Below are 22,476 nucleotides of genomic sequence, written 5' to 3' on the forward strand. Positions count from 1 at the left end.
ACACAGGATATGCCGAGACTATTTGTTAGAAATAATATCTTTATTTATAGGAGGTATTATTTGTGATAAATAGCTGAATGTAAAGGATGATGATATATGAATGCATTATTAGAAAAGGGTGTAATTAACGAATTAGCTTGTGGTGCCAATTTTTCATATATATTGAATGATAATAGTCAGTTTTTATTGACTGATTATAAAGTGTTGCAAAGCCAAGGCATTAATGGATTTATCAAATGTATGAAAATGTTACATAATGGAAAGACAGAATTTTTCTATATGTCAGGAAATTTTAAAACATTTGCATCTATACTTACATCCATAAGTACTGAGAGTTTTATGACAATTGTTGCTAACCTTTTTAATAATATTATAGAAGTTAAAAGCAACGGCTTCCTTTCTTGTCAGAACATTGATATTTCTTTTGATAAGATTTTTATCGATGTAAATACCTTAAAGGTTAATTTGGTGTATATCCCAGTAAGTAAAAAAGCTTTTAATGATAATGCTGCCTTTGAGAACGAATTAAGAACCAATTTAGTCAAGTTAATTAATAGCGTATCTTCAATTTCCAATGAAAAAACCATGCAGCTTGCTATGGATCTATCTAATGGAATGTATTCCTTAGAGGATATATTTAATAGAATTAAAGGCATTAAGGTTACAAATGTAAAGCCAAGATTTGAATCAGATAATAGCCATGATAATAAAATAATGCGTATCGTAGCAATGAATGCACCAATGCATGTTGAAATTATAGTAGATAAAAATGAGTTTATTCTAGGAAAAAATGCTTCTATGGTAGATGGAGCTATTACTTTTAATAAATCCATTAGCCGAGTTCATTGTAAGGTTACAAACAATGGGGCACAATTCATGCTGACAGACTTAGGTAGTGCAAATGGGACTTATGTTAATAAAGTCAAGTTATTACCTAACCAGCCCCATCCAATTAAGAATAGTGATGTGATTCGTTTGGCAAATAGTGATTTTCAAATCATGATAGGTTAGGACGGTGTGAAAAATGGCAAAACCAAGAATTATTATCGCTGATACAGATTTAAACTATGTAATTCCACTTCAATTGAAGTTTGTTGAGGAATTTTTCAACAAGATTGAATTAGAAATTATTACAGACAGGGCATATTTTGATAATTTATTTTCAACTCCTCAAAAAGCAGAGATTTTGATAGTATCGGAGGATTTATACGATTCATCGTTACAAAGACATAATATTGGTAATTTGTTCATCATGATGGAACAGTATGAAGAAGGTCAAACAGATGAATTAAATCTTAATCGTTTGTTTAAGTACACAAGTATTAAAGAAATCTTTAACCAGATTTCGGGGAAAGGTGCAAGTGCGTTAAATATAGATGAAAGCGAAAAAAAAGAACCTCAAATAGTGCTTGTTTGCTCAGCTTGTGGGGGAGTAGGAAAAACAACCGTAGCATTAGGAATTAGTTCTTGCTTAACAAAGAGTTATAAAAAGGTAATGTATATCAATGCTGCAAGACTGCAAAGTTTCCAGAGGATACTTGACAATGCAAGTGTCATTTCAGCTACTGATATATATGCAAAGCTTGCAGGAGCAAATGTAAACATATATTCAGAGATAAAACATATTATTAGAAAAGAGATTTTTAGTTATCTTCCGCCTTTCAAAGCATCGCTAATGTCACTAGGACTTCCTTATTCAATTTACCATAAGATTGCACTTTCAGCGAAAAAATCTAATGATTATGACTATATCGTGATAGATGCAGATACTACTTTTGATGAGGACTTAGCCAAACTTATAAATATTGCAGACAAAGTAATTGTAGTTATGGAACAAACAAGTAATTCTGTTTTTGCAACAAATCTTCTCGTAGCCAATATAAATGGTACAAATTCTGATAAATACATATTTGTGTGTAACAATTTTGAGAAGTACGATTATAACGCGCTCATTTCTCCAAATATGGCATTGAAATTTACTGTCAATGACTACATTGAACATTTCAATAATTACGACCAGATGAAATGTGAAGAACTATCAAAAGATAACGGTATTCAAAAAATTGCATTTTTAGTTGTGTAGGGGGTTAATATGGGAAAAGATACAGCCATTGTTATTTTTAACATAAGTAAGAGGAACTATACTGTAGATTTAGATGTTCCGTTAAACATATCCGCAAACGAATTGGTTTTAGCTTTAAATGAAGCATATGATTTACAGATTGATATTTCAGATATTAAGAATTGCTATATGAAATCGGAGAATCCAATTGCTCTGCTTCGTGGAAATAAGACACTTGCAGATTATGGGATTCGAGATGGAAGTAGCATTAACTATACAGAATAGGAGCTGATGGTATGGATAATAGATATAAGATAATTATTTCAAGTAAAAAGTTATATAAAGAAATAGAGTTAGAACCAGAAGCTCAAGAAATTAGAATCGGTACAAGTGTCGATTGTGATGTTCGTTTAAGAAAAGAATTGTTTTTTGGACAGATTGAGTTGACATTTGTAAAGAAAAACTCTGAATGGTCCATTTTCTGCTCTGAAAATCTCTACATTTCTTTAGGAGATGTAAGAAAACTATTAACCAAACAATTAACTCATGGAGAGAAAATTACAGTTAAATATCAAGACTCAGACAATGAATTATTTGAATTGTCCTTTATGATTGATTTTGATTACGAGAAGAAAAATTATAACAAAAAGATTATGATTTCTGGAAGATCTCAAATTAAAATTGGTGGCACAAATGATTGCGACATCAAGATTACAGATAAATATTTGGGTGATGACTGCTTTTTCTTAAAGTATGTTAATAATAAATTTCAAATAGAAGATTATAAAACAAGGTATGGTATTTATGTAAATGGGCTCAAGGTAACTAAAGAAGTAATAAAAGATTGTGACTTTTTCTCAGTTGTTGGGTTTAGCTTTTATTATAAACAAGGTGCAATCTATACAACTTCTGACAATACCCTTCAAGTTAATGGATTGTCATATGAACTAGTGGAAAATCATAATACTCATTTTGAGTATCCAAAATTCAATAGGAATACAAGAATTCAGTATGTTGTACCAGAAGAAGAGTTAGAGATTCAACAACCAATACAAAAACCTCAGAAGCCAAAAAATAATATTGCTATGTCTTTAATTCCTGCAGTAGTAATGCTCGCAATGACCATTGTTCTTAGAGGAGTTATGGGTGGAGGAGGAACTTTTGTAATTTATAGTGCTGTGTCTATGACCTTAGGTATAGTGATGTCTATAACAGTATACTTTCAGGATAAGTCAAATTATAAAAAGGACTATGCAAAAAGAATTGAAACATACAATAAATATATTGAAGAAAAACGAAAAGTAATTGAAGAGGTACGTGCTGACGAACTTCGTATAAGAAATCTAATCTATGAGTCCTTAGAAAACAGTATTCGTGAAGTTGAGTGTTTTGGAAGACGATTGTTTGAAAAGACACCTGGAGATATTGATTTTCTACAAGTTTATTTAGGGAAAGGAAAGATAGTTTCTTCGAATGAAGTTAAATATACCAAACAAGATTTTATAGACTTGGAGGATCCACTGGCGATTTTACCTGAGCAAGTAGCTGAAGATTATAGATATATTGAGGATGCTCCTATTATATCCGACTTCAATGCATCCTGTGGTGTTGGAGTTGTGGGCGAAAAGTCAGAAATTAAGCAAATAATTAAGAACTTTACATTAGATATAGCAGTGCGCTGTTTTTACGGCGAGGTGAAGTTTGTATATATATTTAATGAGAATGATGTCCAGGAAATGAGCTGGATAAGATGGCTACGTAATGTTGAAAATAAACAACTTGATGTTAGAAATATAATATGTGATGAAGAAAGCAAGAATGTGTTATTAGAGAATTTATACATCATACTTTCAGCAAGAGAAAATGCAAAACAAGAAAATAAGGAGCTTTCTTTTGATGAATATTACGTTATTTTTGTTACAGACACTTCGGCTATCAGTAGCCATCCTGTTTCAAAATATATCAAGAACTGTGCAGATTATGGATTTACCTTTGTATTTTTTGAAGAATACGAAGAAAACTTACCTCAAGGATGCACGGAGGTTATTAGAATAGAATCAAAGCAGAAGGGTATAGCATTAAAAACAAAAAATGGTGATGAACTGGCTAGTTTTATATACCCTTCAATAACTAATGAAACTGCTCTAGAGGTTGCATTAAAGCTAGGAGCAGTTACTGTTGATGAAGTCACCCTGGAAGGACAGCTGACAAAAAACATTTCAATGTTTGAACTTTTAGGGATCTTGTCAGTAGAAGATTTAAACTTGTCAGAAAGATGGAATAAAGCACTTGTATATAATAGTATGGCAGCTCCCCTTGGAGTGAAAAGCAAAAATCAGATGGTTTATCTTGATATAAGTGATAAGGCTGGTGCCCATGGGCCTCATGGATTAGTGGCAGGTACCACAGGTTCAGGTAAAAGTGAAATAATTCAGACTTATATTCTTTCTATGGCATCACTATTTCATCCATATGAGGTTGGATTTGTTATCATTGACTTTAAGGGTGGTGGTATGGCAAATCAATTCAAGAGTTTGCCTCATTTGATTGGAACTATAACCAATATAGACGGCCGAGAAATCAACAGATCTCTACTATCTATCAAAGCTGAATTAGTTAAGCGCCAAAGGATGTTTTCAGAATGTGGCGTGAATCATATTAACGATTATATTAAACTCTACAAAGCAAGTAAGGTAGCTGAGCCATTGCCTCATCTAATAATGATTGTGGATGAATTTGCAGAACTTAAAGCAGAATATCCTGATTTTATGAAAGAGATTATAAGTGCAGCACGTATAGGAAGAACCTTGGGAATTCATCTAATACTTGCCACACAAAAACCTGCTGGTGTTGTTGACAATCAAATATGGAGTAATTCTAATTTTAAACTATGTCTTAAGGTTCAAACCAGAGAAGACAGTAATGAGGTTATTAAGACTCCTTTGGCGGCAGAAATTGTTGAGCCAGGACGTGCTTACTTTCAAGTTGGTAATAATGAGATATTTGATTTATTTCAATCCGCTTATAGTGGTGGAAATGTACCAACAGGCAATAGTATGAATGAAAATATCTTTCAGATTTACGAACGAAATGTATGGGGCAAGAAAACTCTTGTATATACTAATCGCAAAAAACAGATAGTTACTGAAACAAAGAGTCAACTTCAGGCAATTGTAGAATATGTAAGTGACTTCTGTGAAGCCAAAGGAATCAATAAACTATCTGGAATCTGTCTTCCATCTCTTGAGGAGATAATAAAAACAGATAAACTAAACTATGATAATAATAGTAATTTTAACATTTCTGTACCTATTGGTATGTTTGACGACCCTGAACAACAGCTTCAGGGAGAAGTAATATTGGAACCTTCAAAAGAAAATATCTTTGTTGTTGGCTCAGCACAATCTGGAAAAACAGTGATGCTTCAAACTATCACATATGGATTGATAAGAAAGTATGATCCTTCTCAGGTGAGTATTTATTTAATTGACTGCGGAAGTATGGTGTTAAAAATATTTGAGAACTCCAAACATGTGGGTGGTGTTGTTTTATCAAATGAAGAAGAAAAATGTAAAAATCTTTTTAAGCTTCTTAATACCATTGTGGTTGAACGAAAAAATATCCTTTCAAGTAAAGGTGTTGGTAATTTCTCTTCATACTTGGATGCAGGCTACAAGGATATACCTATGATTGTTGTAGCTATAGATAATATGGCGGCCTTTAAGGAGTATTTTCCAGATCAGGCAGACGAGCTTAATAGTCTAAGTAGAGAAGCACAGGGAGTTGGAATCTCATTTATTATAACTGCAGCAACATCAAATGCAATAAGCTATAGGGCTCAGGCAAACTTTGGTAGAAAAATCGTACTAAATTGTAACGACACCAATGAGTATAGCAGTGTATTGGGTCATTGCAGAGAAACTCCTAGAGAGAACCCAGGAAGTGGTTTGATAATGATGGATAGACGTATACTAGAATATCAGGTTGCAATTTTTGGTAAAGGTGATAAGGAAGCAGAAAGAAGTATGGAATTAAAACAATTTATTGAACAGCGTAATCCAAGCTGTTCCTGCAAGGCACGAGAAATACCTATGGTTCCTGAGAAACTTATCCTTCAGCAAGCAATGGCAGCTAACAGTACTGAATTTAGAAAGAAGGGCATACTGCCAATAGGAATGGATTTTGCAACAGTTAGCTATTCATCAATAAATTTAAATAATTGTGGTTCAATGACTTTGCTAGGTGATGCTGAGTGTAAAGAAAGGTTTACTTTAAATCTGCTTCGATTGATGAAAGAAACAATCATATTCCACAATATCGAGGTTTATGTAATTGATGATAAGGCTAAAGTATTAAAGGAGAGTTCATCATTTGGGTTTGTAAAAAGATATACAAGTGATGTTTCAGAGGGTATTGAATTTGTTAATGAATATTGTGATGAGATTTCCAGAAGACGAGATGATGAGGATAGACCTTACTTAATCTTAGTGCTTAACAATGCTGAAGTCTTCAAAAAGATATGTAACGATAGAAGTGACAGTAAAGCATTTACAGAAGTTATAAAAGGTGCAAATTCTGCAGGAGCGTTTATTCTACTGACAGTAGTTGATAATCAACCTGTTGGCTTCAATGCTTCAGATGTACTAAAGGCACTTAAAGATGAGCGGAAAGCTATACTTTTTGCTCCATTGTCAGAAAGTAAGATGTTTGAAATTTCAGGGAGAAATCGTAATGAAGGCTCCTTTGATAAAACTATGGGTTATAGATTTGAAGGCGGAGTTTACACAAGAATTAAAATTTTTGATTAAAGCGAGGTGTTATTTATGGCAAGTGATTCGAGTAAAGGGGTTTGCTCTGGGAGTATTGATACAGCGAAAATTTATGCTGCACATTCTCAAATTAAGGCCATTGTGGAGTCATATAAGGAAGTTAATCTTGAAGTTGCTAAAATTACGCAAAGCGTTAGAGAGAATTGGGTTGGAGAAGGTCGTAATGAATTTGAATCACAATATAATCTTCTCATAAGGAAGATTGATGACTTTGGAGATACACTGAAGGAGATTTATGATGCTTTAGTAAAAGCAGAAGCGGATTATGAAACTTCAGATGATAAGTTGCGTCAACAATATAGCATGGCTATGAAAGGCTAGTGAGAGGAGGTTTGTAAATGGCTAGTAGTTCCTATTACTACAGTAAATATAGGGAGAAAAAAAATGAAGTTGAGGATTATGAGGATAACTTAAAAGATTTGCATAAAATTCTGGATAATCTAAACTATGACCTTGGAGATGAAATAAGTTACGTCAACAATGAACTCGATGCTTTAGTAAACAACCTTAATGATGCCGTACGTCATAATAATTTCTTTACAACAAAAGCTAATGCTTTTGAAATGAAAAAGGCGAAATCAGTAGATGCAGATAGCCAATTGGGGGCATCAAAGTATGCACTTGAGGAGGAAATTTCTCGAATAAATAATTTAAGGAATCAGGCGATTTCTGACAGGGACTATTACTATAAAAAGTATTTAGAAAAGAAAGCTGAAGAAAGAGCAGCTGCCGAGAAAGCAGCGGCAGATCTATTAAAGAAAATGCTTTAGAAGGGAGGATTAATATGAGTGTAGTTTCAATATCCTATAATAGTTTATCAAATGCTTCAAGTGAAGCTAAGCATGTTGCTAAAAGACTGGATGATTATGCTGATGCTATAAATAAAAGTGTTTATAAAAAACTAAATAACTACAATGGTCCAAGGTCTTCAAATATTTCAACAGCCTCTAATCATATTAGTTCAAAAATTTCAGAACTCAGAAGTCAATCAGAACAATATGAAAAATATGCTACTAGTCTTACTAACTTAGAAAAAGAGTGCAGAAGTACAGATAAAAGTGTCAGATCAAAAGTCTCAACATTGACAGCTACATTTAAGCAAAATCACGGAATAAGTAATAGCAAGATACAAAATACATTTAATTACTTCCTTACTAGTATAGGAAATTCAACCGCCTTTGGCAGATGGCTTGGTGATGGCGATGATTTATCTGATGCAGAGGACGATTATTTTAAGCAAAAGATTGAAGATTGGTACAACTATGAAGGGGGAGAAGATTTAATTAAAGGGACTATAGTTGCCATATTAGAGATAGCAATTGCTGTAGTAACCGTGGTGGCAGCTATTACTACACTATTAGCAGGTGGGGCTTTGTTTGCTATGATAGTGGCTGTTGCCAGTTTAATTGGTGGCATTATAGCAGGGGTTAATGGAATTACTAATTTGGTTAATGAAGGCCGAGCTTATAATGCTACTAGGAATGGTGATCCCGCCACTGGCAAGAGAAGGAGTTCTGAAGATACTCTTACAGATACAATTAGAACAGAATCTGACAGTAAGTCATTGCACGGCTTAGCTGCAGGTATTGATGTGCTAGATGCTGTTTGTACTATTGTTTCGGTTGTTGGTAGTGCTGGTGAACTTTTGAAGAAGGGATATAAATGGACAAAAGGACTTACCACAGATGTAAAAAATATCAAAATAGGTGAGGTACTAAAAATAGATAACTTCAAAGCATTTGGATTAAAATTAAAAAATACCTTTACAAATGGATGGACCGAAATGAAATGTGCGATAAAAATGAAAGATTCAGTTTATTTTGATTGGGCAAAAGAAAACTTTATAAGTGATCTTAAGAAGAATTTTAACAACAGTTTTAGGAACTTTGACTCAAAATTAGATTCACTTAAAACAACTAAAAATATATTGGGAGTCATAAAAGATACAACAAAAGATGGCTTATTTGCTGGCTTTGGTAGTGTTGCAAGGCCTTGTATTACAGTTGCAGGTTTACCAATAACAGCAGGTTCAAGGTATGATGCTATTGTTTTTGATGATTTTTATGATATTTATGACAAGATTGATTCAAAAGTTGTTAAAAATCCAGCTTTTTCAAAAGATTCACCAGTTAAAGCAGATGTTATGGAAAAACTTTCTAGAGGTAGCCATATAAAAATATCTATACCGGATACACATATACCGGAAATTAATCAAGATTTTTCGAAAATACGAGTAGCTTAAGGAGTGGAAGTATGAATACACCAAATTATGTATTAAAAACTAATGAAGCACTTCTCGTCCCAAAAGATGAAAGTGGCTCACATGCTTTTATTAGAAGGACAGTTTTGATAATAGTGAGTATTCTTTTAATTTTTTCTTTTGTTTTCCATGGAAATTTGTTTTCGCCAATATCATGGGGAGTTCGGCTGCTTTTGATTTTTGTTGGTATTAAAGCTTATTTATGGACAAATAACGAAAGAGTACCATCTCCGATACAACTACAGTTTTATGACGATTATATTATAGTGTACCGTGAAAAACATTATTATAACAAAAACCATATAAGAAAAGAAATTTTCAAGTTTTATTACAAGGATATAGAAACATGTAAATTTAGAACTGCTACTGAGCGAATTAATATTATTGGAGTTGTAGAAGGAATTTTTTATGACTATAACAAAGATGGCAGTTTACCTAATGAACCAACCTATCACAGAACTACAGATGGTGGTATTTGTTTTTTCTATACAAGTGCGGCACCAGAAGTGGATTTTGTAGCAGAAATTGAAAATCACTCCTCTATTAAAGTTGTAATTGAGAATAGCTAATAAATACTTAGGACAATAAATTAAAATACCATAATTAAAGAGTTAATATAATGGAGGTGTACCTTATGGAGGATATAAGTTACTTTGCTAATGCATTAGCAATACAACGTGGGTCAAGAGTACTAAGAATAGGAATGGTGCTCCTAAAAAAGCCAAATAAAACTGAACTTGAAGAGCATGCGGCTAAATCATTTAAAATTTCAATAATTTCAACTCTTATTGTAGTAGGGATAATTATTACTATCATTGGAATTACAATTGCTTATACATTTACTTCTTCCTTTGGACAATATTCTGCAAGAAGAGCAGGCACTGTTGAAGGTACCAAAGTAAGATACGTACAAAACACGCTAAAGTATGTTTCGCTTGAAGAGCTTGGAATTAATGCGAGCTCTGTAAAGCAAGGAGATGAAATTAGATTATACTTTGATGCTCAAGATAAATTGATAGGTGCTGAGCCTACAGCAAACAATGATTCAAAGATAAGTAGATTGTTTATCGTATTAGGGGGAGCCACTGCCATTTTAATTATATTTCCACTACTAATGAGGGTTACATACGGCAAGCCGTGGCACCAATGGTACAAGTCTGTGATCAAGTATTAGTCTGTAAAGAAATTCAAAGAGGTAAAGTGAAACAGGTAAAGAGTTTTTTAATATTTAGGAGGTAGCTATGGAAACAAACGAATTGAGGCTAGAAGCCTTGGACCTAAACCAACAAGGCGCACTTCTTCTTAAGGCGGGAAATATACAAGCTGCAAAAGAAAAATTTGATAAAGCCATAGAAATTGATCCGATGTTAATGGAGAATTATAAAAATTATGGTGATCTTCATATGGCGACTCAAGAATACAGAGAAGCTAAAAGTATGTATAAGAAGGCACTCTTAATTGAAAAGAGAGGAGAACTCTATTTCCTCTATGGTAATGCATGTTTTATGAGTGATGATGTTCATGAAGGTCTTGAATACTATAATCTAGCTATTACTTCAGGCTATGATAGTGACGAGATGCTGTTTTTTATGGGAATGGCGTATGAGTATCTAAATGACCAACATATGGCTTTGAGGTATTTTCAAAAGGCATGTATTAAAAATCCTTCAAGACCAGATTATCTTATTAAGAAAATCACTACTTTAGTTCGTTTAAATATGATTGACGGTGCTGAGGAAAGCAACGATGAATTATTGAAGAATAATCCTGAAATGTATGATGGATATCACCTGAAAACACAATTACTAATTCACAAGGGTGAACTTAAAGAAGCTATGGAATTTGCCAAAGCAGCTTCCATTCGTTTTCCACAAGATGCTGATTTAATGTACGATTATGTTAAATGTGTTGCACTAAGTGGCGAATTGGAGTTAGCTTATAAGCTTATAGAAACTGCTAAAAAAATGAAATATTTTGAGGATTCAAAGCAAGCCTTTACAATGCTTGAGGCCCAAGTTGCAGCTGAGAAAAACGATATAGAACGAGCAATAGCATGCTGCAAGGAATGTATTGCACTTGAGAACGCTGAATATTTTGATGGTGAAGCGCGTTTTATGCTAATGAACTTCTACCTTGCACAAAAAGATTATGATAGTGCACTGGAAATTGCAACAACTCTTATCACAAAGGACCAGGAAGATTCTTATTACTATGCAGCTTTATACTATAAACCGTTTTGTCTGCGCCAGTTAGGAAGAGTGGAGGAAGCAAAGCCTCTATATAAAGAAGCTAATTCTATTTACCGTTTAGCTACTTTAGAAAATCCTTCAGCTATAGATATTTATTTGTATAGGGTTATGTGTTTGAAGGATATAGAGGAGTATGATAAAGCTCTAGAACTTTTGGACTTCATATTTGGAATCAGCGAAAATATCGCTGAAGTTTATACATTGAGAGCTGATGTTTATCGTTCCTTGGGCAAGGCAACTTTAGCCAAAGAGGAACTTCAGAAGGCATATAAATTAAAACCTGACTTAAAAAATGTCTATGAACAGGATGGTAAATAGATATGGCTTTAGCATATGAGATGAATACAGATATGGCATTTGATACAGATGCACTGAGGCAATTTGGAAGTAAGTATGGCAATATTGCTACTGATTTAAGGTCTATGTCTGAGAAACTTGAAACCTGTCTTAAAGAATTAAAGGACAATGGATGGACAACACCTGCTGGAACTGCGTTCTATAAAATGGTTAACACAAATTGGAGAGACAACATTGAAAAATATGCTGACTTGTTAGACACCTTAAGAGAAATTCTTCAGGAGGCTGCCTCTCAATATGATTCATTGGTAGAAAACAATATAGAAAGAACCCAAATTTAGAGCATAACAGCCAGTGGCTGATGCTAGTATAGATTAAATAATAGGAAGGAGATAAAAATTATGGCAAGTATTAGAGTTACCCCTGAAACTCTGAATGGGGAGGGAAATGATCTTATTGGTTACGCTGGAGATCTATCAGATATTCTTAAGACTATTGATAGCAAAGTACATGAAATTATTGATGGATGGGATGGTTTGGCTCAGGATGCATACTTCGAAATGTATACAACAATGAAGCAAAGCCTTGATAAATTTCCAGAGTTAGTGGATACCATAGGAAAAGCTACTGTTTCTGCTGCTGAAGCATTTGCTGGTGTTGATGAGCAGTTACAGAGTGGGTTTAAAGGAGCGCAATAATACTTAGATATTGCTTTTAAAAAGAAATGGATTTTGGGAGGCTGATTTTAGCCTCCTAAAATTGTTTATATCAATTTTTGCTGGTGGTTTATTTTTTAGGAAATAATCAAACATTCTTTGATTTATTAAGGATATGGTCATAGTAATATCTTATAGCATCATCAACCAAAGTATTCATATACACATTTATATCATCATCTAAGGCTTTTATATGATTAAGCATCTTAACTGTAGACTTTCTTAAGGTATAGGTTCTTTTAATAGTGAAAAATTCTCCGTCTACAGGAGGGGTTACTCCATTAGCTGATATTTTAGTGGTTCTAATATCTACTATGTTTTTTTTAGCTTGGGTAGAAGTATCAGTAGCTTTATTTTCATCAGCTTCTTTTATTATAGTCTTATCTTTTGAAGCATCTAGAGTACTGTGAGTATCACTGCTAGTGATATTTTCAGAATTATCATCAAAGAAGTTAAAACGTGCTACTAAAACTTCATTTGGTTTAATATGTTGACCATCTTCAAAGTCAACAAATCCATTCATATCCACTTCTTCTTCTTCGTAACCCAAATCATCAGGTCCTATAACAAAGTCTTTACTCTTTCTTTTTCGTGCCATATTTAAACACCTCTCATTAATATTAATTTTATTATTAAGTGGGACATCTATAGATGAACTACTTCATATTAGAATTTATCCAAGGAGTTTAAGGACTGAACTAGTTTATCTATACATAAAGTATATATGCCATTAATCATTATAACTTTGGCTTTAAATTGTAAATTTTTTAAAAACTTAACTTCTTTAATGGTTAAAAAGGGAAAAATATAGCTTTTTAAAAATAAAAGAAGTTAACCACTTAAATTGATTAAAAGTAAAGTTTTTAACTTCTAAAAAGTTAAAATGGCTTAGAAGTAAAGAAGTTAAAAATTTATTGAAAACATGATGGTTAGAGGGGATATCTTTATAAAAATTATGTTTATGACAGAAGCTATTTGACATATGATAAAGATACAGAAAATTTAAGCAAATCAATAAGATACTTATAAATTCTTTTATAAGTGGAGTTGAATAATTAATACAAAAGCATGTATAGGTATTTGTAATGGATTATAATATTTTAAAGCTAGTATAAACTTATTGTTTATACTAGCTTTTTTGTTACACTAAAAACAAATTCTTACAAATTTCTTAACATTTACTTAGATGTATTGACGCAGTTTGTAAGATAAAATACTATATTCATATAATACAAAATATTCCAAAAAACTAAAACTAAAGATAATGGCTGAAATTACAACAGCAGTCTTTAATGTAATAAAACTAAATAAAAAATTTTACTTAAATAATTAATTAGGGGGAAGGGTTTATGAATTATAAAATAGTTCAGAGAGATTTTTGGCATGATGAGAAGATTATGAGTATGACAACTGAAGAGAGATATCTTTATCTATATTTATTGACTAATCCATATAGTAGTAATATTGGTATCTATAAGATAACAAAAGAACAAATTAAGGAACATACGGGGTATGAAATAGACCAAGTTTGTAATGTGATAAATAGCCTTATAAATAAATATAAAGTGATAGCTTACAATGAAGATACTAAGGAAATTGCTATTGAAAAATGGGGCAAGTACAATCTTATAAAAGGTGGAAAGGTCATGGAAGAGTCCATGAAAAAGCAGTTAAGTCTAGTGGTGGATAAGTCTCTGGTAACTTATGTAGCTTTAAATATAAGAAAGAAATGGGCTCTAGATTTATATACTCAATATTGTGATAAAAAGTTAACCTATTATGATATAAAAGAGCTACAGTTTAGAAGAAGTAATGAAACTGACTCATATAAAAATTAGAGGAGGGGCATTATGACTAAGTTTGAATATTATAAGATGACTCTTTATGAAAGTGAAATTATAAAAAATGAAAGAAGGTTAAAAACTCTACTTAAGACTAATATAATGCTTAGTTTAGATAATAAAAGGCTAAATACTGAAAATATAAGAATAAAAGAGCAATTAGAAGTTTTGCAATTAAAAAATCATGGTTTTGTTGGTAGAGATAGAAAGATTAGAACTATAGGGATCTTATGCGATAATGACCAATATGAAAATCAAGGGGTTTTAAATTGAAGTACTTGAATAATTTTGTAATATGCAACTAAATTAAATGAGGTGAACAAGAAGAATTGAGGAATAATAGAAACACAATATCTAGTAGGAACAAAATAAGAAAATAAATATACTATGTCCATAGTAATATTAGGTGTAATAAACCTAATGATGAATGTTATACTGATACCTAAGTACGGAGCACAGGAAGTATTCCCTTGTAAGTCTTAGTGTATAATTGTAAGTTTAAAAGAATAGACGTCTAGAAAAAAATATTAAATGATAAAATAATCCCTATAGAGCTGCAGTTGATATACTCCATTTATAGTAGACAGTTAAGATAACAAAACCTTGGCACATTCAAATTTTATATTATTTGTCCTGTCTAATTAACAGGGGGGCAGTTCATATATGAATAGACCCAAATTGGGAAACAATGCTAAATAAAAACGCTCAACTTTTACACCAAGTGACAAGTTGGTTGAAATTGATAGAAGTTACATTATCAGTGAAAATAGATAAGTTTACACATGTGGAATTCAAAAAATTTAGCAAGATACAAATCAAATTATTTTAAAATGTGGTTCTTCATTACTAGACGTTCCAACTAGAGTAGGGATAGTGGTGTTGGAGCAAAATATTATACTGTTACTAGAAATTGGGTTAGAGTAAAGATTTTTTTATAGTTAAAAGCCTCATACTTTATTTATTAAAGTTATATTGATATAATCAATGAAGTATGAGGTGATTATATGAATGATTTAATTAAGAGAGTTTTTAGGATAAATAATAGTAATATAAGTGAACTTGATGCAATGAGGGGAATAGCTGTACTGTTGGTGTTTTTTTACCATATAATGGGAGTTGCTGGCATTAGAACCTTAAGTATTAGAAAATTTAATGTTGCACCATTTATGATGTGGGGACATTTAGGTGTAGATATATTTTATATATTGAGTGGATTTTTATTGTTTTTACCATTTGGAAAAGCGTATTATAATAATACTTCAGTTAATTTAAAAGATTATTTTATAAAGAGGGCGCTAAGGATATTACCTGCTTTTTATTTTTTTATTATAATTTATGTTTTTTGTGTTAATACAGATTTATTAACTAAAAGTGGATTTAAAAGTATATTAGGCAATATGATGTTCCTCCAAAACTATCCAGTGTTTAATATTAAGGTTTTTAATGATACAACTTGGACTTTAGCTGTTGAAGTACAGTTTTATATTATATTACCAATAATTGCTAAGTTTTTTACGGGGAATAAAGCAAAAAAATCATTTATAATTTCTATTATAATAGTTATGATATATAGATTAGCAGTAACGGCAATAATTAAACCTACTATGGTAGTATCTGACACAAGGTATTACATGGCATGTGAAGCTAATATTTTAGGTTGTTTCGATAATTTCGCAATAGGAATGTTAATTTCTAATTTATATATTAAAAATAGCTTAAATATCACGGAAATTAAAATTAGTAAAATAATTAATGTCTGTAAGAAATTATCCTTAGTATCTCCATTAGTTTTTACTTTCTTGATGTATAACTATTATAATTCAAGTTTTAATAGTTCAATGTTCCATAATATATTCTTTAGTTTTTTCTTTGATATTACTTTGTATTTATTTGTTGCATCAATAATAGTAGTAGCTCTGTTTAGTGAAGGTAAGCTCATTAATAGCGTTTTGAATAATAGAATTTTAATCTTTATGGGGACAATAAGCTATAGCATTTATATTTGGCATCTATTCTTTCAACAAAGATTAAACAATATTCCTTTCATTATATCTTCAACATCATTACAAACTAAGTATATAAAATTATTTCTAGTTTCCGTTATTTTTATAATCCCCTTTTCGGCATTAATGTATTTATTAGTTGAGAGACCATTTATTGACTTGTCTAAAAAATTGTTTTCTCGTAAGAAAGAGGGAAGTAAAAATGATAATGAATATTTGTCATGCTAGAAAAACATTGAGACCTAACCGCCAGTGATAAAACAGATATTTTATGTTGGGAAAGTATAACTAATTACATAGTTAAATACCCTTTGAGACTAGTGTTTAATTTAGTTGATTGTGCATCATCCATTCTTATTTTTCCTAATTGTAGTTAAAAATCCATTTAAAAACTTTCTTCATTCAAAGTTGCAACATACCAAGATATTCATGTAAAACTATTACAGTAGTCGTAAGATTCATATGTTCAGTTATTATGTCTTTTTTGTTTATTCCGAAATCTACAAGTTGCCTTTTGGCAATTTCAGCTTTGCTATCAATTTTCTCATACACTGAACCTCTAGATACTTAGTTTTATTGTTTTTGTGGTGATTGAATTAAATTAAAGGTTACTGGCTATTTTCTACATAATCTGCTACTGTTTTACAATTTAAGAATATATGCTATAATCCTAATGTTAAGGAGGAATTGAAATGAAAAAAATTAAGTATTTAGACGGTATTAGGGGATTGGCAGCATTATCTGTTGTAATATTTCATTTTGTCAGAAACTTTTATCCAACACTTGATAATGCAAATATAAATCAAATACATACTAATGGTAACATTGAAATTCTATTTGCTACAACTCCATTAAATCTTTTATATAATGGTAACTTTGCAGTTTGTATATTTTTTATACTAAGTGGTTATGTTTTATCATATAAGTTTTTTGCTACAAAAAATGATGAAGTAATAGTATCAAGTGCTTTTAAAAGATATTTCAGACTACTAATTCCGGTTTTATTTTCAGTATTGCTCTATTTCGCTTGTATCCAATCCTTGCCAACAGGAGAAAAATATTTTGGTAACAGAGATGGTTTTACCCTTGGGAAGGCGTTGTATGAAAGCTTTATAGGTATACTTTTCTATGGAGAATCAACCTTTAATTCCGCTTTATGGACTATGTCAATCGAGTTTATAGGATCATTTATCGTTTTTGCTTTTTGCGCTATATTCGGAAAAAGTAACAAGCGTATTATTGCTTATTTGCTCGCTATCATAATTTTTTGGAACTCTTATTATTTAGCATTTATATTAGGTATGCTACTAAGCGATATAAGTAGTTTTGATAAATTCACTATAAAAAAAGCAATATATATTTTACCGTTATTCTTTTTATCGATTTATACGAGTTCGTTTCCTACAAATATAAATATAAAAGAAAATTCAACTATAGGAATTGATTTAACAATATACTCTTTTTTAAATTATATTGTTAAAGGATACTTATTTTGGCATATTGTCGGAGCATTTATATTAATTTTTATCTTAATTAACGTTAAGAAACTTCAATCGTTTTTTTCTTTAAAAATATTCGAATTTTTAGGTAAAATATCTTTTTCAATGTATATAACTCACTTGTTAGTTATAATATTTTTTTCAAGAGATTTTTTCGAATTAGTGCATAAACACTTGGGTTATAATTATAGTGCCTTAGTAACTTTTGTGATTTCACTAGGTTTAATTATAGTTATAAGTTATCCTACATATTATTTCGTAGATAGATTCTCAGTTAAGTTTGCTAATATTTTATATAATCACTTTTTTAAGGTTAATAATTTCAAATTTGAAAGTATAATAAGAAGTTTCACATCGAATGTTAATAAAAACCGCATTTTGCTTTGCTTTTCTTTTATTATTACAAGTTTGATAACTCTGGTTTTTATTTATTTAGTACCTATCAGATTTTTCTATTATAGCAATAAAAATATAAGCATTGAATTAAACTCTATTATACATAAAAATGATTACTACCAACTTTATTACACAGAAACTAATTCAGATACCTTTAGTGATTCTAAAGTGGTACAAGTTCCTGTAATGGCTAGTACAGAAACACAAAAAATCAAGTTTAACCTACCCATCGAAAATATATCTAAATTAAGAATAGATTTTGGCTCTACTCCGGGTGTTTTTTATATAAAAAATATAGAAGTTATTAAAGCTAACAAAAAAGAATCTATAACATTGGCTGATATAACTAACTACAAGTTTAATCAAATAGAAGCAAGTAAAGATAAGAATTACTTAAAATTAATGTCGAATGAGCAAGACCCTTTTATTGTTTCTAATAATTTAAATATTAAAAAGATTAATAACACTAACTTCTTGAACTACTCAAATATAATATTATTCATTTTATGCTTATTTCCATCTATATTTTATATATTATTAAAAGTTCAATCTTTTTGTTTTAAAATTTATATTAAAGAGAATAGTTAATTCTATTCTCTTTTTAATACAATTCTAAATATTTATACCTACATTAAATTAATATTGATGTGAAAATTTTTACACCTATCCATTAAGTGTGCAATAGATATATCAAATCATGTAATAGCAGGTAGGAGATTTAGAAGTCCACAAAGTAATAGAGAAGCTAATATTCTTAAGCTAGTATAAACTTGTTATTTGTACTAGCTTTTTTTGTTACATTAAAAACAAATTCTTACAAGTTTCTAATATGATAAATAGTCTTATAAGTAAATACAAAGTTATAGCTTACAATGAAGATACTAAGGAAATTGCTATTGAAAAATGGGGCAAGTACAATCTTATAAAAGGTGGAAAGGTCATGGAAGAATCCATGAAAAAGCAGTTAAGTCTAGTGGTGGATAAGTCGTTAGTAACTTATGTAGCTTTGAATATAAGAAAGAAATGGGCCCTAGATTTATATACTCAATATTGTGATAAAAAGTTAACCTATTATGACATAAAAGAGCTACAGTTTAGAAGAAGTAATGAAACTGACTCATATAAAAATTAGGGAGGATCATTATGACTAAGTTTGAATATTATAAGATGGCTCATTATGAAAGTAAAATTATAAAAAATGAAAGAAGGTTAAAAACTCTGCTTAAGACTAATATAATGCTTAGTTTAGATAATAAAAGGCTAAATACTGAAAATATAAGAATAAAAGAGCAATTAGAGATTTTGAAATTAAAGAATCATGGTTTTGTTGGCAGAGATAGAAAGATTAGAACTATAGGGATCTTATGTGATAATGAAAGATATGAAAATCAAGGAATTTTAAATTAAATTGCTTCATGAATTTCGCAAAATATGATTAAATCAGATATGATGAACAAGAAGAATTGTGGAATATAAAGGCAGAGAGTGAAATTTAATATAACAATATAAATAAAATCCTTCTACAAAAACAAGAAAAAGTGATATTATAGATGATGTATAAAAAAACTACGGGAGATTTAATATGAGCATAATCAAAAATTACATCTATAATACTTTATATCAGGTTATGATTATGATCATTCCGCTGATAACAATACCTTATCTAACAAGGATCTTTAGCCCAGATCAAATGGGGCTTAATGCATATACATTATCAATAGTTAATTATTTTATGCTATTTGGTATGCTTGGTATGCAGATGTACGGAAATAGACAAGTGGGTTATGTAAGGGATGATAAAGAAAAGCTTAGAAAGTATTTCTGGAGCTTATACGTAACACAAATTGGAACAAGCTTAATAGCGATGGTTGTTTACTATCTATTTGTAGGGATTTTTATAAAGGAAAATCAGTTTATATTTCTTATACAAGGTCTTAACATGCTTACAATAGTACTTGATATATCTTGGCTCTTTATGGGCTTAGAAGACTTTAAAAAGGTTGTTATAAGAAACTCAACAATAAAACTAGCGGGACTACTTAGTATCTTTATATTTGTAAGAAGTTCAGATGACCTAATAAAATATATACTTCTAACTATATTCATAAATGTAGCAGGACTTATAATAATGTGGGCTTACATACCTAAGCATTTAAGAAAGATAGAAGTTGATATAGCTATTATTAAGGAAACTATTTTTCCTCTAATTAGATTATTTTTACCTCAAATATCTGCTCAGGTATATTTATTGCTATCTAGAACCTTAATTGGAGTACTATCAAACAACGATCAAGTTGCTTTTTATGATTATTCTCAAAAAATCATTAATATCATACTATCTCTAGTTGCATCAGTGGGGGTAGTGCTACTGCCTAGAATTTCAAATATACTAGGACAAGGCAAGAAGGAAGAAATGAAAAAACTTGTGGAACAAACCTTTTCTTTTGTTTCATATGTATCTATTCCTATGGCTTTTGGATTAATGGGAATATCTAAAATACTAATATCCTGGTTTTTAGCTCCTCAGTATTATGCTGTAGAGAGACTAACGGTGGCAAGTTCTATTATAATAGTTGCTGTTAACTGGGCTAATATTATAGGAATACAGTATTTAGTAGGAACAAAACAAGAAAATAAATATACTATGTCCATAGTAATATCAGGTGTAATAAACTTAATAATGAATTTTATACTGATACCTAAGTACGGAGCTACAGGTGCAGTAATATCAATAATTGAAGCAGAAGTCTTAGGGATAATACTACAGCTTATATTTGTAAGAAAGCAACTGCCTATTGGTAGAATGCTATTGGGTACAGGTAAGTATTGGATAACTTCTATAATTATGATGTTTTTAGTAAGCTATGTAGGTGATTTTATAAATAATCCTATACTAGCAAATATGATTCAAGTAGCAATTGGAGGAGGCTTCTATCTATTAGTGATGTTTATACTAAAAGATAAGACTCAGAAGCTAGTTTTAAGTAAGGTTAAAGGGGTTATAATGAGAAGATAAAAATTATAAATAAATATATAAATACTTCACGGTGTTGACGTTAGGAGAGGTTTATTTGAAACAAAGATATAGTAAGTTTATAAATATTGCAAAGGCGCTTGGAATAATATCTGTAGTGATAGGTCATAGTGGGTCTCAATTTGCGCCTTATATTTAATTGTATCATATGGCATTATTCTTTTTTATATCAGGATATTGCTATAACGATAAGTACTCAGACGATATATTACTTCTTGTAAAGAAAAGATTGAAAACATTATATGTGCCATTTTTAAAGTATGAACTTTTTTTGTTATTGTTTCATAATGTATTCGTAACAATAAATATATATCCACCGGAGTTAAGATATAGTAGAGCAGAGTATATAGCTAATTTTATTAAAAATTTTTGCTTTATTTCAACAGAGCAGCTTGGAGGAGCTTTCTGGTTTATTGTAAGTTTATTTATTGTAAATATAATGTTTGCTTTGATTAGTTATGTTAGCAACAGAGTATCTAAAAATAATATGGAATCAATTAGAAGAGTAATAGTTTTTTTGTTATTTTCATTGGGAAATATCATATCAATACATAAGTTTAACATAAGTACAGGGTATATATTATATTATTTTAATACCATAACCACTTCTTTGGTTGCACTATTAGTATACTATATGGGGTATATATATAAGCAGTATGAAGAAAAAATCCCACTCAATGCTTCACTTGCTATAATTTCAATAGTATTTTTATACATAAATCATAGATACGGTAATATAAGTATGGGAGGTAATTCTTATAATGATCCAGCATTTTTCTTAATTAGTTCTATATGTGGTATATACATTAATCTGTACATATCTAAATTTATTGCAGAAAGAAAATTATATATAACAATTTTAGAATACATAGGTAAAAATACTATGGTTATAATAGGATTTCACTTCTTAGCTTTTAAGTTAGTTAGCTTAATAAAAATTAAGTTGTATAATTTGCCGATTCAGGAATTATCAAAGTTTCCTGTGATAAATCAAACTAGGTATTGGTGGGTTTTATATTCTCTAGCAGGAATTATTTTACCAATATTATTAGTATATATGTTAGAAAAACTGAAGAACGTAATAGTAAGAGCTCGGGTTTCGTATGTAAGTAATGTAAATAAATAAAAATAGTTTAAATATAGGGTGTATTGAAGTTATTAGTGTAAAAATACTAATAACTTTTTTATTTTTTAAAATCATTAAAAAACTCAATTGTTTTAACATATGTATGTACATGAGTGCAAAGATATAATTGCAAAGTTATTTATACTTAAAAATGTGTGATAATT

The 22,476-nt window shown here is 30.4% G+C and carries 22 protein-coding genes; 20 read left to right on the plus strand and 2 right to left on the minus strand.

Annotation, left to right across the window (positions count from 1 at the left end; genetic code table 11):
- The first annotated feature begins 96 nt into the window (after window positions 1-96).
- From bsdtw1_RS01330 to bsdtw1_RS01385, 12 genes are all read left to right on the plus strand, one after another.
- Window positions 97-1,011, plus strand: coding sequence for an FHA domain-containing protein (locus tag bsdtw1_RS01330; protein ID WP_183275798.1), 915 nt, complete (start codon window positions 97-99; stop codon window positions 1,009-1,011).
- Window positions 1,012-1,024: 13 nt separating this feature from the next.
- Window positions 1,025-2,083: an AAA family ATPase gene (locus bsdtw1_RS01335; RefSeq protein ID WP_183275799.1), complete on the plus strand. Its 1,059-nt coding sequence runs from the start codon at window positions 1,025-1,027 to the stop codon at window positions 2,081-2,083.
- Between the two features lie 9 nt (window positions 2,084-2,092).
- On the plus strand, window positions 2,093-2,347 hold the full coding sequence (locus bsdtw1_RS01340; RefSeq protein WP_183275800.1) for an EsaB/YukD family protein: 255 nt from the start codon (window positions 2,093-2,095) through the stop codon (window positions 2,345-2,347).
- 11 nt (window positions 2,348-2,358) lie between these two features.
- Entirely contained in the window at window positions 2,359-6,870 is a 4,512-nt protein-coding gene (essC, locus tag bsdtw1_RS01345; protein ID WP_183275801.1) for a type VII secretion protein EssC, read from the plus strand.
- 15 nt (window positions 6,871-6,885) lie between these two features.
- Window positions 6,886-7,212 (plus strand): WXG100 family type VII secretion target, encoded by a 327-nt coding sequence (locus tag bsdtw1_RS01350; RefSeq protein WP_183275802.1) that lies wholly within the window; start codon window positions 6,886-6,888, stop codon window positions 7,210-7,212.
- 17 nt (window positions 7,213-7,229) lie between these two features.
- Window positions 7,230-7,661: a hypothetical protein gene (locus tag bsdtw1_RS01355; protein WP_183275803.1), complete on the plus strand. Its 432-nt coding sequence runs from the start codon at window positions 7,230-7,232 to the stop codon at window positions 7,659-7,661.
- Window positions 7,662-7,675: 14 nt separating this feature from the next.
- Complete coding sequence (locus bsdtw1_RS01360) at window positions 7,676-9,133, plus strand: hypothetical protein (RefSeq protein WP_183275804.1); 1,458 nt, start codon at window positions 7,676-7,678, stop codon at window positions 9,131-9,133.
- 11 nt (window positions 9,134-9,144) lie between these two features.
- Window positions 9,145-9,720: a hypothetical protein gene (locus bsdtw1_RS01365; protein ID WP_183275805.1), complete on the plus strand. Its 576-nt coding sequence runs from the start codon at window positions 9,145-9,147 to the stop codon at window positions 9,718-9,720.
- Between the two features lie 65 nt (window positions 9,721-9,785).
- Window positions 9,786-10,325, plus strand: a complete 540-nt coding sequence (locus bsdtw1_RS01370; protein WP_183275806.1) for a hypothetical protein — start codon at window positions 9,786-9,788, stop codon at window positions 10,323-10,325.
- Window positions 10,326-10,392: 67 nt separating this feature from the next.
- Window positions 10,393-11,718, plus strand: a complete 1,326-nt coding sequence (locus bsdtw1_RS01375) for a tetratricopeptide repeat protein (RefSeq protein WP_183275807.1) — start codon at window positions 10,393-10,395, stop codon at window positions 11,716-11,718.
- A 2-nt stretch (window positions 11,719-11,720) separates the two neighbouring features.
- The gene (locus bsdtw1_RS01380; protein WP_183275808.1) at window positions 11,721-12,038 is read left to right on the plus strand and encodes a WXG100 family type VII secretion target; all 318 of its coding nucleotides are present in this window, start codon (window positions 11,721-11,723) and stop codon (window positions 12,036-12,038) included.
- Between the two features lie 60 nt (window positions 12,039-12,098).
- A complete protein-coding gene (locus tag bsdtw1_RS01385; RefSeq protein ID WP_183275809.1) occupies window positions 12,099-12,395 on the plus strand; it encodes a WXG100 family type VII secretion target in 297 nt (98 codons plus the stop codon).
- Between the two features lie 106 nt (window positions 12,396-12,501).
- Here the strand turns inward: bsdtw1_RS01385 and bsdtw1_RS01390 are convergent, their stop codons facing one another.
- Entirely contained in the window at window positions 12,502-13,011 is a 510-nt protein-coding gene (locus bsdtw1_RS01390) for a hypothetical protein (RefSeq protein WP_183275810.1), read from the minus strand.
- A 751-nt stretch (window positions 13,012-13,762) separates the two neighbouring features.
- Here bsdtw1_RS01390 and bsdtw1_RS01395 point away from each other — a divergent pair.
- The 3 genes from bsdtw1_RS01395 (at window position 13,763) to bsdtw1_RS01405 (ending at window position 16,485) form a co-directional block, all read left to right on the plus strand.
- Window positions 13,763-14,251, plus strand: a complete 489-nt coding sequence (locus tag bsdtw1_RS01395; RefSeq protein WP_183275811.1) for a hypothetical protein — start codon at window positions 13,763-13,765, stop codon at window positions 14,249-14,251.
- 12 nt (window positions 14,252-14,263) lie between these two features.
- Window positions 14,264-14,527 (plus strand): hypothetical protein, encoded by a 264-nt coding sequence (locus bsdtw1_RS01400; protein ID WP_183275812.1) that lies wholly within the window; start codon window positions 14,264-14,266, stop codon window positions 14,525-14,527.
- 731 nt (window positions 14,528-15,258) lie between these two features.
- A complete protein-coding gene (locus bsdtw1_RS01405) occupies window positions 15,259-16,485 on the plus strand; it encodes an acyltransferase family protein (RefSeq protein ID WP_183275813.1) in 1,227 nt (408 codons plus the stop codon).
- Between the two features lie 174 nt (window positions 16,486-16,659).
- On the opposite strand, the gene bsdtw1_RS01410 is transcribed toward bsdtw1_RS01405, so the two are convergent.
- Complete coding sequence (locus tag bsdtw1_RS01410; RefSeq protein WP_183275814.1) at window positions 16,660-16,809, minus strand: hypothetical protein; 150 nt, start codon at window positions 16,807-16,809, stop codon at window positions 16,660-16,662.
- Window positions 16,810-16,949: 140 nt separating this feature from the next.
- On the opposite strand from bsdtw1_RS01410, the gene bsdtw1_RS01415 reads away from it, so the two are divergent.
- The 5 genes from bsdtw1_RS01415 (at window position 16,950) to bsdtw1_RS01435 (ending at window position 22,312) form a co-directional block, all read left to right on the plus strand.
- The gene (locus bsdtw1_RS01415) at window positions 16,950-18,740 is read left to right on the plus strand and encodes an acyltransferase family protein (RefSeq protein WP_183275815.1); all 1,791 of its coding nucleotides are present in this window, start codon (window positions 16,950-16,952) and stop codon (window positions 18,738-18,740) included.
- Between the two features lie 241 nt (window positions 18,741-18,981).
- On the plus strand, window positions 18,982-19,284 hold the full coding sequence (locus bsdtw1_RS01420; RefSeq protein WP_183275816.1) for a hypothetical protein: 303 nt from the start codon (window positions 18,982-18,984) through the stop codon (window positions 19,282-19,284).
- An 11-nt stretch (window positions 19,285-19,295) separates the two neighbouring features.
- A complete protein-coding gene (locus bsdtw1_RS01425; protein ID WP_183275817.1) occupies window positions 19,296-19,559 on the plus strand; it encodes a hypothetical protein in 264 nt (87 codons plus the stop codon).
- Window positions 19,560-19,734: 175 nt separating this feature from the next.
- Complete coding sequence (locus bsdtw1_RS01430) at window positions 19,735-21,168, plus strand: oligosaccharide flippase family protein (protein WP_183275818.1); 1,434 nt, start codon at window positions 19,735-19,737, stop codon at window positions 21,166-21,168.
- Window positions 21,169-21,334: 166 nt separating this feature from the next.
- The gene (locus bsdtw1_RS01435; RefSeq protein WP_183275819.1) at window positions 21,335-22,312 is read left to right on the plus strand and encodes an acyltransferase family protein; all 978 of its coding nucleotides are present in this window, start codon (window positions 21,335-21,337) and stop codon (window positions 22,310-22,312) included.
- The last annotated feature ends 164 nt before the right edge of the window (window positions 22,313-22,476 follow it).

The sequence above is a fragment of the Clostridium fungisolvens genome, from assembly GCF_014193895.1.
Taxonomy (GTDB): Bacteria; Bacillota; Clostridia; order Clostridiales; family Clostridiaceae; genus Clostridium_AR; species Clostridium_AR fungisolvens.

Excerpts from the sequence above, each read along its gene's own strand:
- bsdtw1_RS01405 (WP_183275813.1), top strand. The coding sequence starts at position 15,259 with ATGAATGATTTAATTAAGAGAGTTTTTAGGATAAATAATAGTAATATA.
- bsdtw1_RS01415 (WP_183275815.1), top strand. The coding sequence starts at position 16,950 with ATGAAAAAAATTAAGTATTTAGACGGTATTAGGGGATTGGCAGCATTA.
- bsdtw1_RS01435 (WP_183275819.1), top strand. The coding sequence starts at position 21,335 with ATGGCATTATTCTTTTTTATATCAGGATATTGCTATAACGATAAGTAC.
- bsdtw1_RS01375 (WP_183275807.1), top strand. The coding sequence starts at position 10,393 with ATGGAAACAAACGAATTGAGGCTAGAAGCCTTGGACCTAAACCAACAA.
- bsdtw1_RS01395 (WP_183275811.1), top strand. The coding sequence starts at position 13,763 with ATGAATTATAAAATAGTTCAGAGAGATTTTTGGCATGATGAGAAGATT.
- bsdtw1_RS01430 (WP_183275818.1), top strand. The coding sequence starts at position 19,735 with ATGAGCATAATCAAAAATTACATCTATAATACTTTATATCAGGTTATG.
- bsdtw1_RS01370 (WP_183275806.1), top strand. The coding sequence starts at position 9,786 with ATGGAGGATATAAGTTACTTTGCTAATGCATTAGCAATACAACGTGGG.
- bsdtw1_RS01360 (WP_183275804.1), top strand. The coding sequence starts at position 7,676 with ATGAGTGTAGTTTCAATATCCTATAATAGTTTATCAAATGCTTCAAGT.
- bsdtw1_RS01380 (WP_183275808.1), top strand. The coding sequence starts at position 11,721 with ATGGCTTTAGCATATGAGATGAATACAGATATGGCATTTGATACAGAT.
- bsdtw1_RS01385 (WP_183275809.1), top strand. The coding sequence starts at position 12,099 with ATGGCAAGTATTAGAGTTACCCCTGAAACTCTGAATGGGGAGGGAAAT.
- bsdtw1_RS01355 (WP_183275803.1), top strand. The coding sequence starts at position 7,230 with ATGGCTAGTAGTTCCTATTACTACAGTAAATATAGGGAGAAAAAAAAT.
- bsdtw1_RS01340 (WP_183275800.1), top strand. The coding sequence starts at position 2,093 with ATGGGAAAAGATACAGCCATTGTTATTTTTAACATAAGTAAGAGGAAC.
- bsdtw1_RS01330 (WP_183275798.1), top strand. The coding sequence starts at position 97 with ATGAATGCATTATTAGAAAAGGGTGTAATTAACGAATTAGCTTGTGGT.
- bsdtw1_RS01400 (WP_183275812.1), top strand. The coding sequence starts at position 14,264 with ATGACTAAGTTTGAATATTATAAGATGACTCTTTATGAAAGTGAAATT.
- bsdtw1_RS01335 (WP_183275799.1), top strand. The coding sequence starts at position 1,025 with ATGGCAAAACCAAGAATTATTATCGCTGATACAGATTTAAACTATGTA.
- essC (WP_183275801.1), top strand. The coding sequence starts at position 2,359 with ATGGATAATAGATATAAGATAATTATTTCAAGTAAAAAGTTATATAAA.
- bsdtw1_RS01390 (WP_183275810.1), bottom strand. The coding sequence starts at position 13,011 with ATGGCACGAAAAAGAAAGAGTAAAGACTTTGTTATAGGACCTGATGAT.
- bsdtw1_RS01425 (WP_183275817.1), top strand. The coding sequence starts at position 19,296 with ATGACTAAGTTTGAATATTATAAGATGGCTCATTATGAAAGTAAAATT.
- bsdtw1_RS01365 (WP_183275805.1), top strand. The coding sequence starts at position 9,145 with ATGAATACACCAAATTATGTATTAAAAACTAATGAAGCACTTCTCGTC.
- bsdtw1_RS01350 (WP_183275802.1), top strand. The coding sequence starts at position 6,886 with ATGGCAAGTGATTCGAGTAAAGGGGTTTGCTCTGGGAGTATTGATACA.
- bsdtw1_RS01420 (WP_183275816.1), top strand. The coding sequence starts at position 18,982 with ATGATAAATAGTCTTATAAGTAAATACAAAGTTATAGCTTACAATGAA.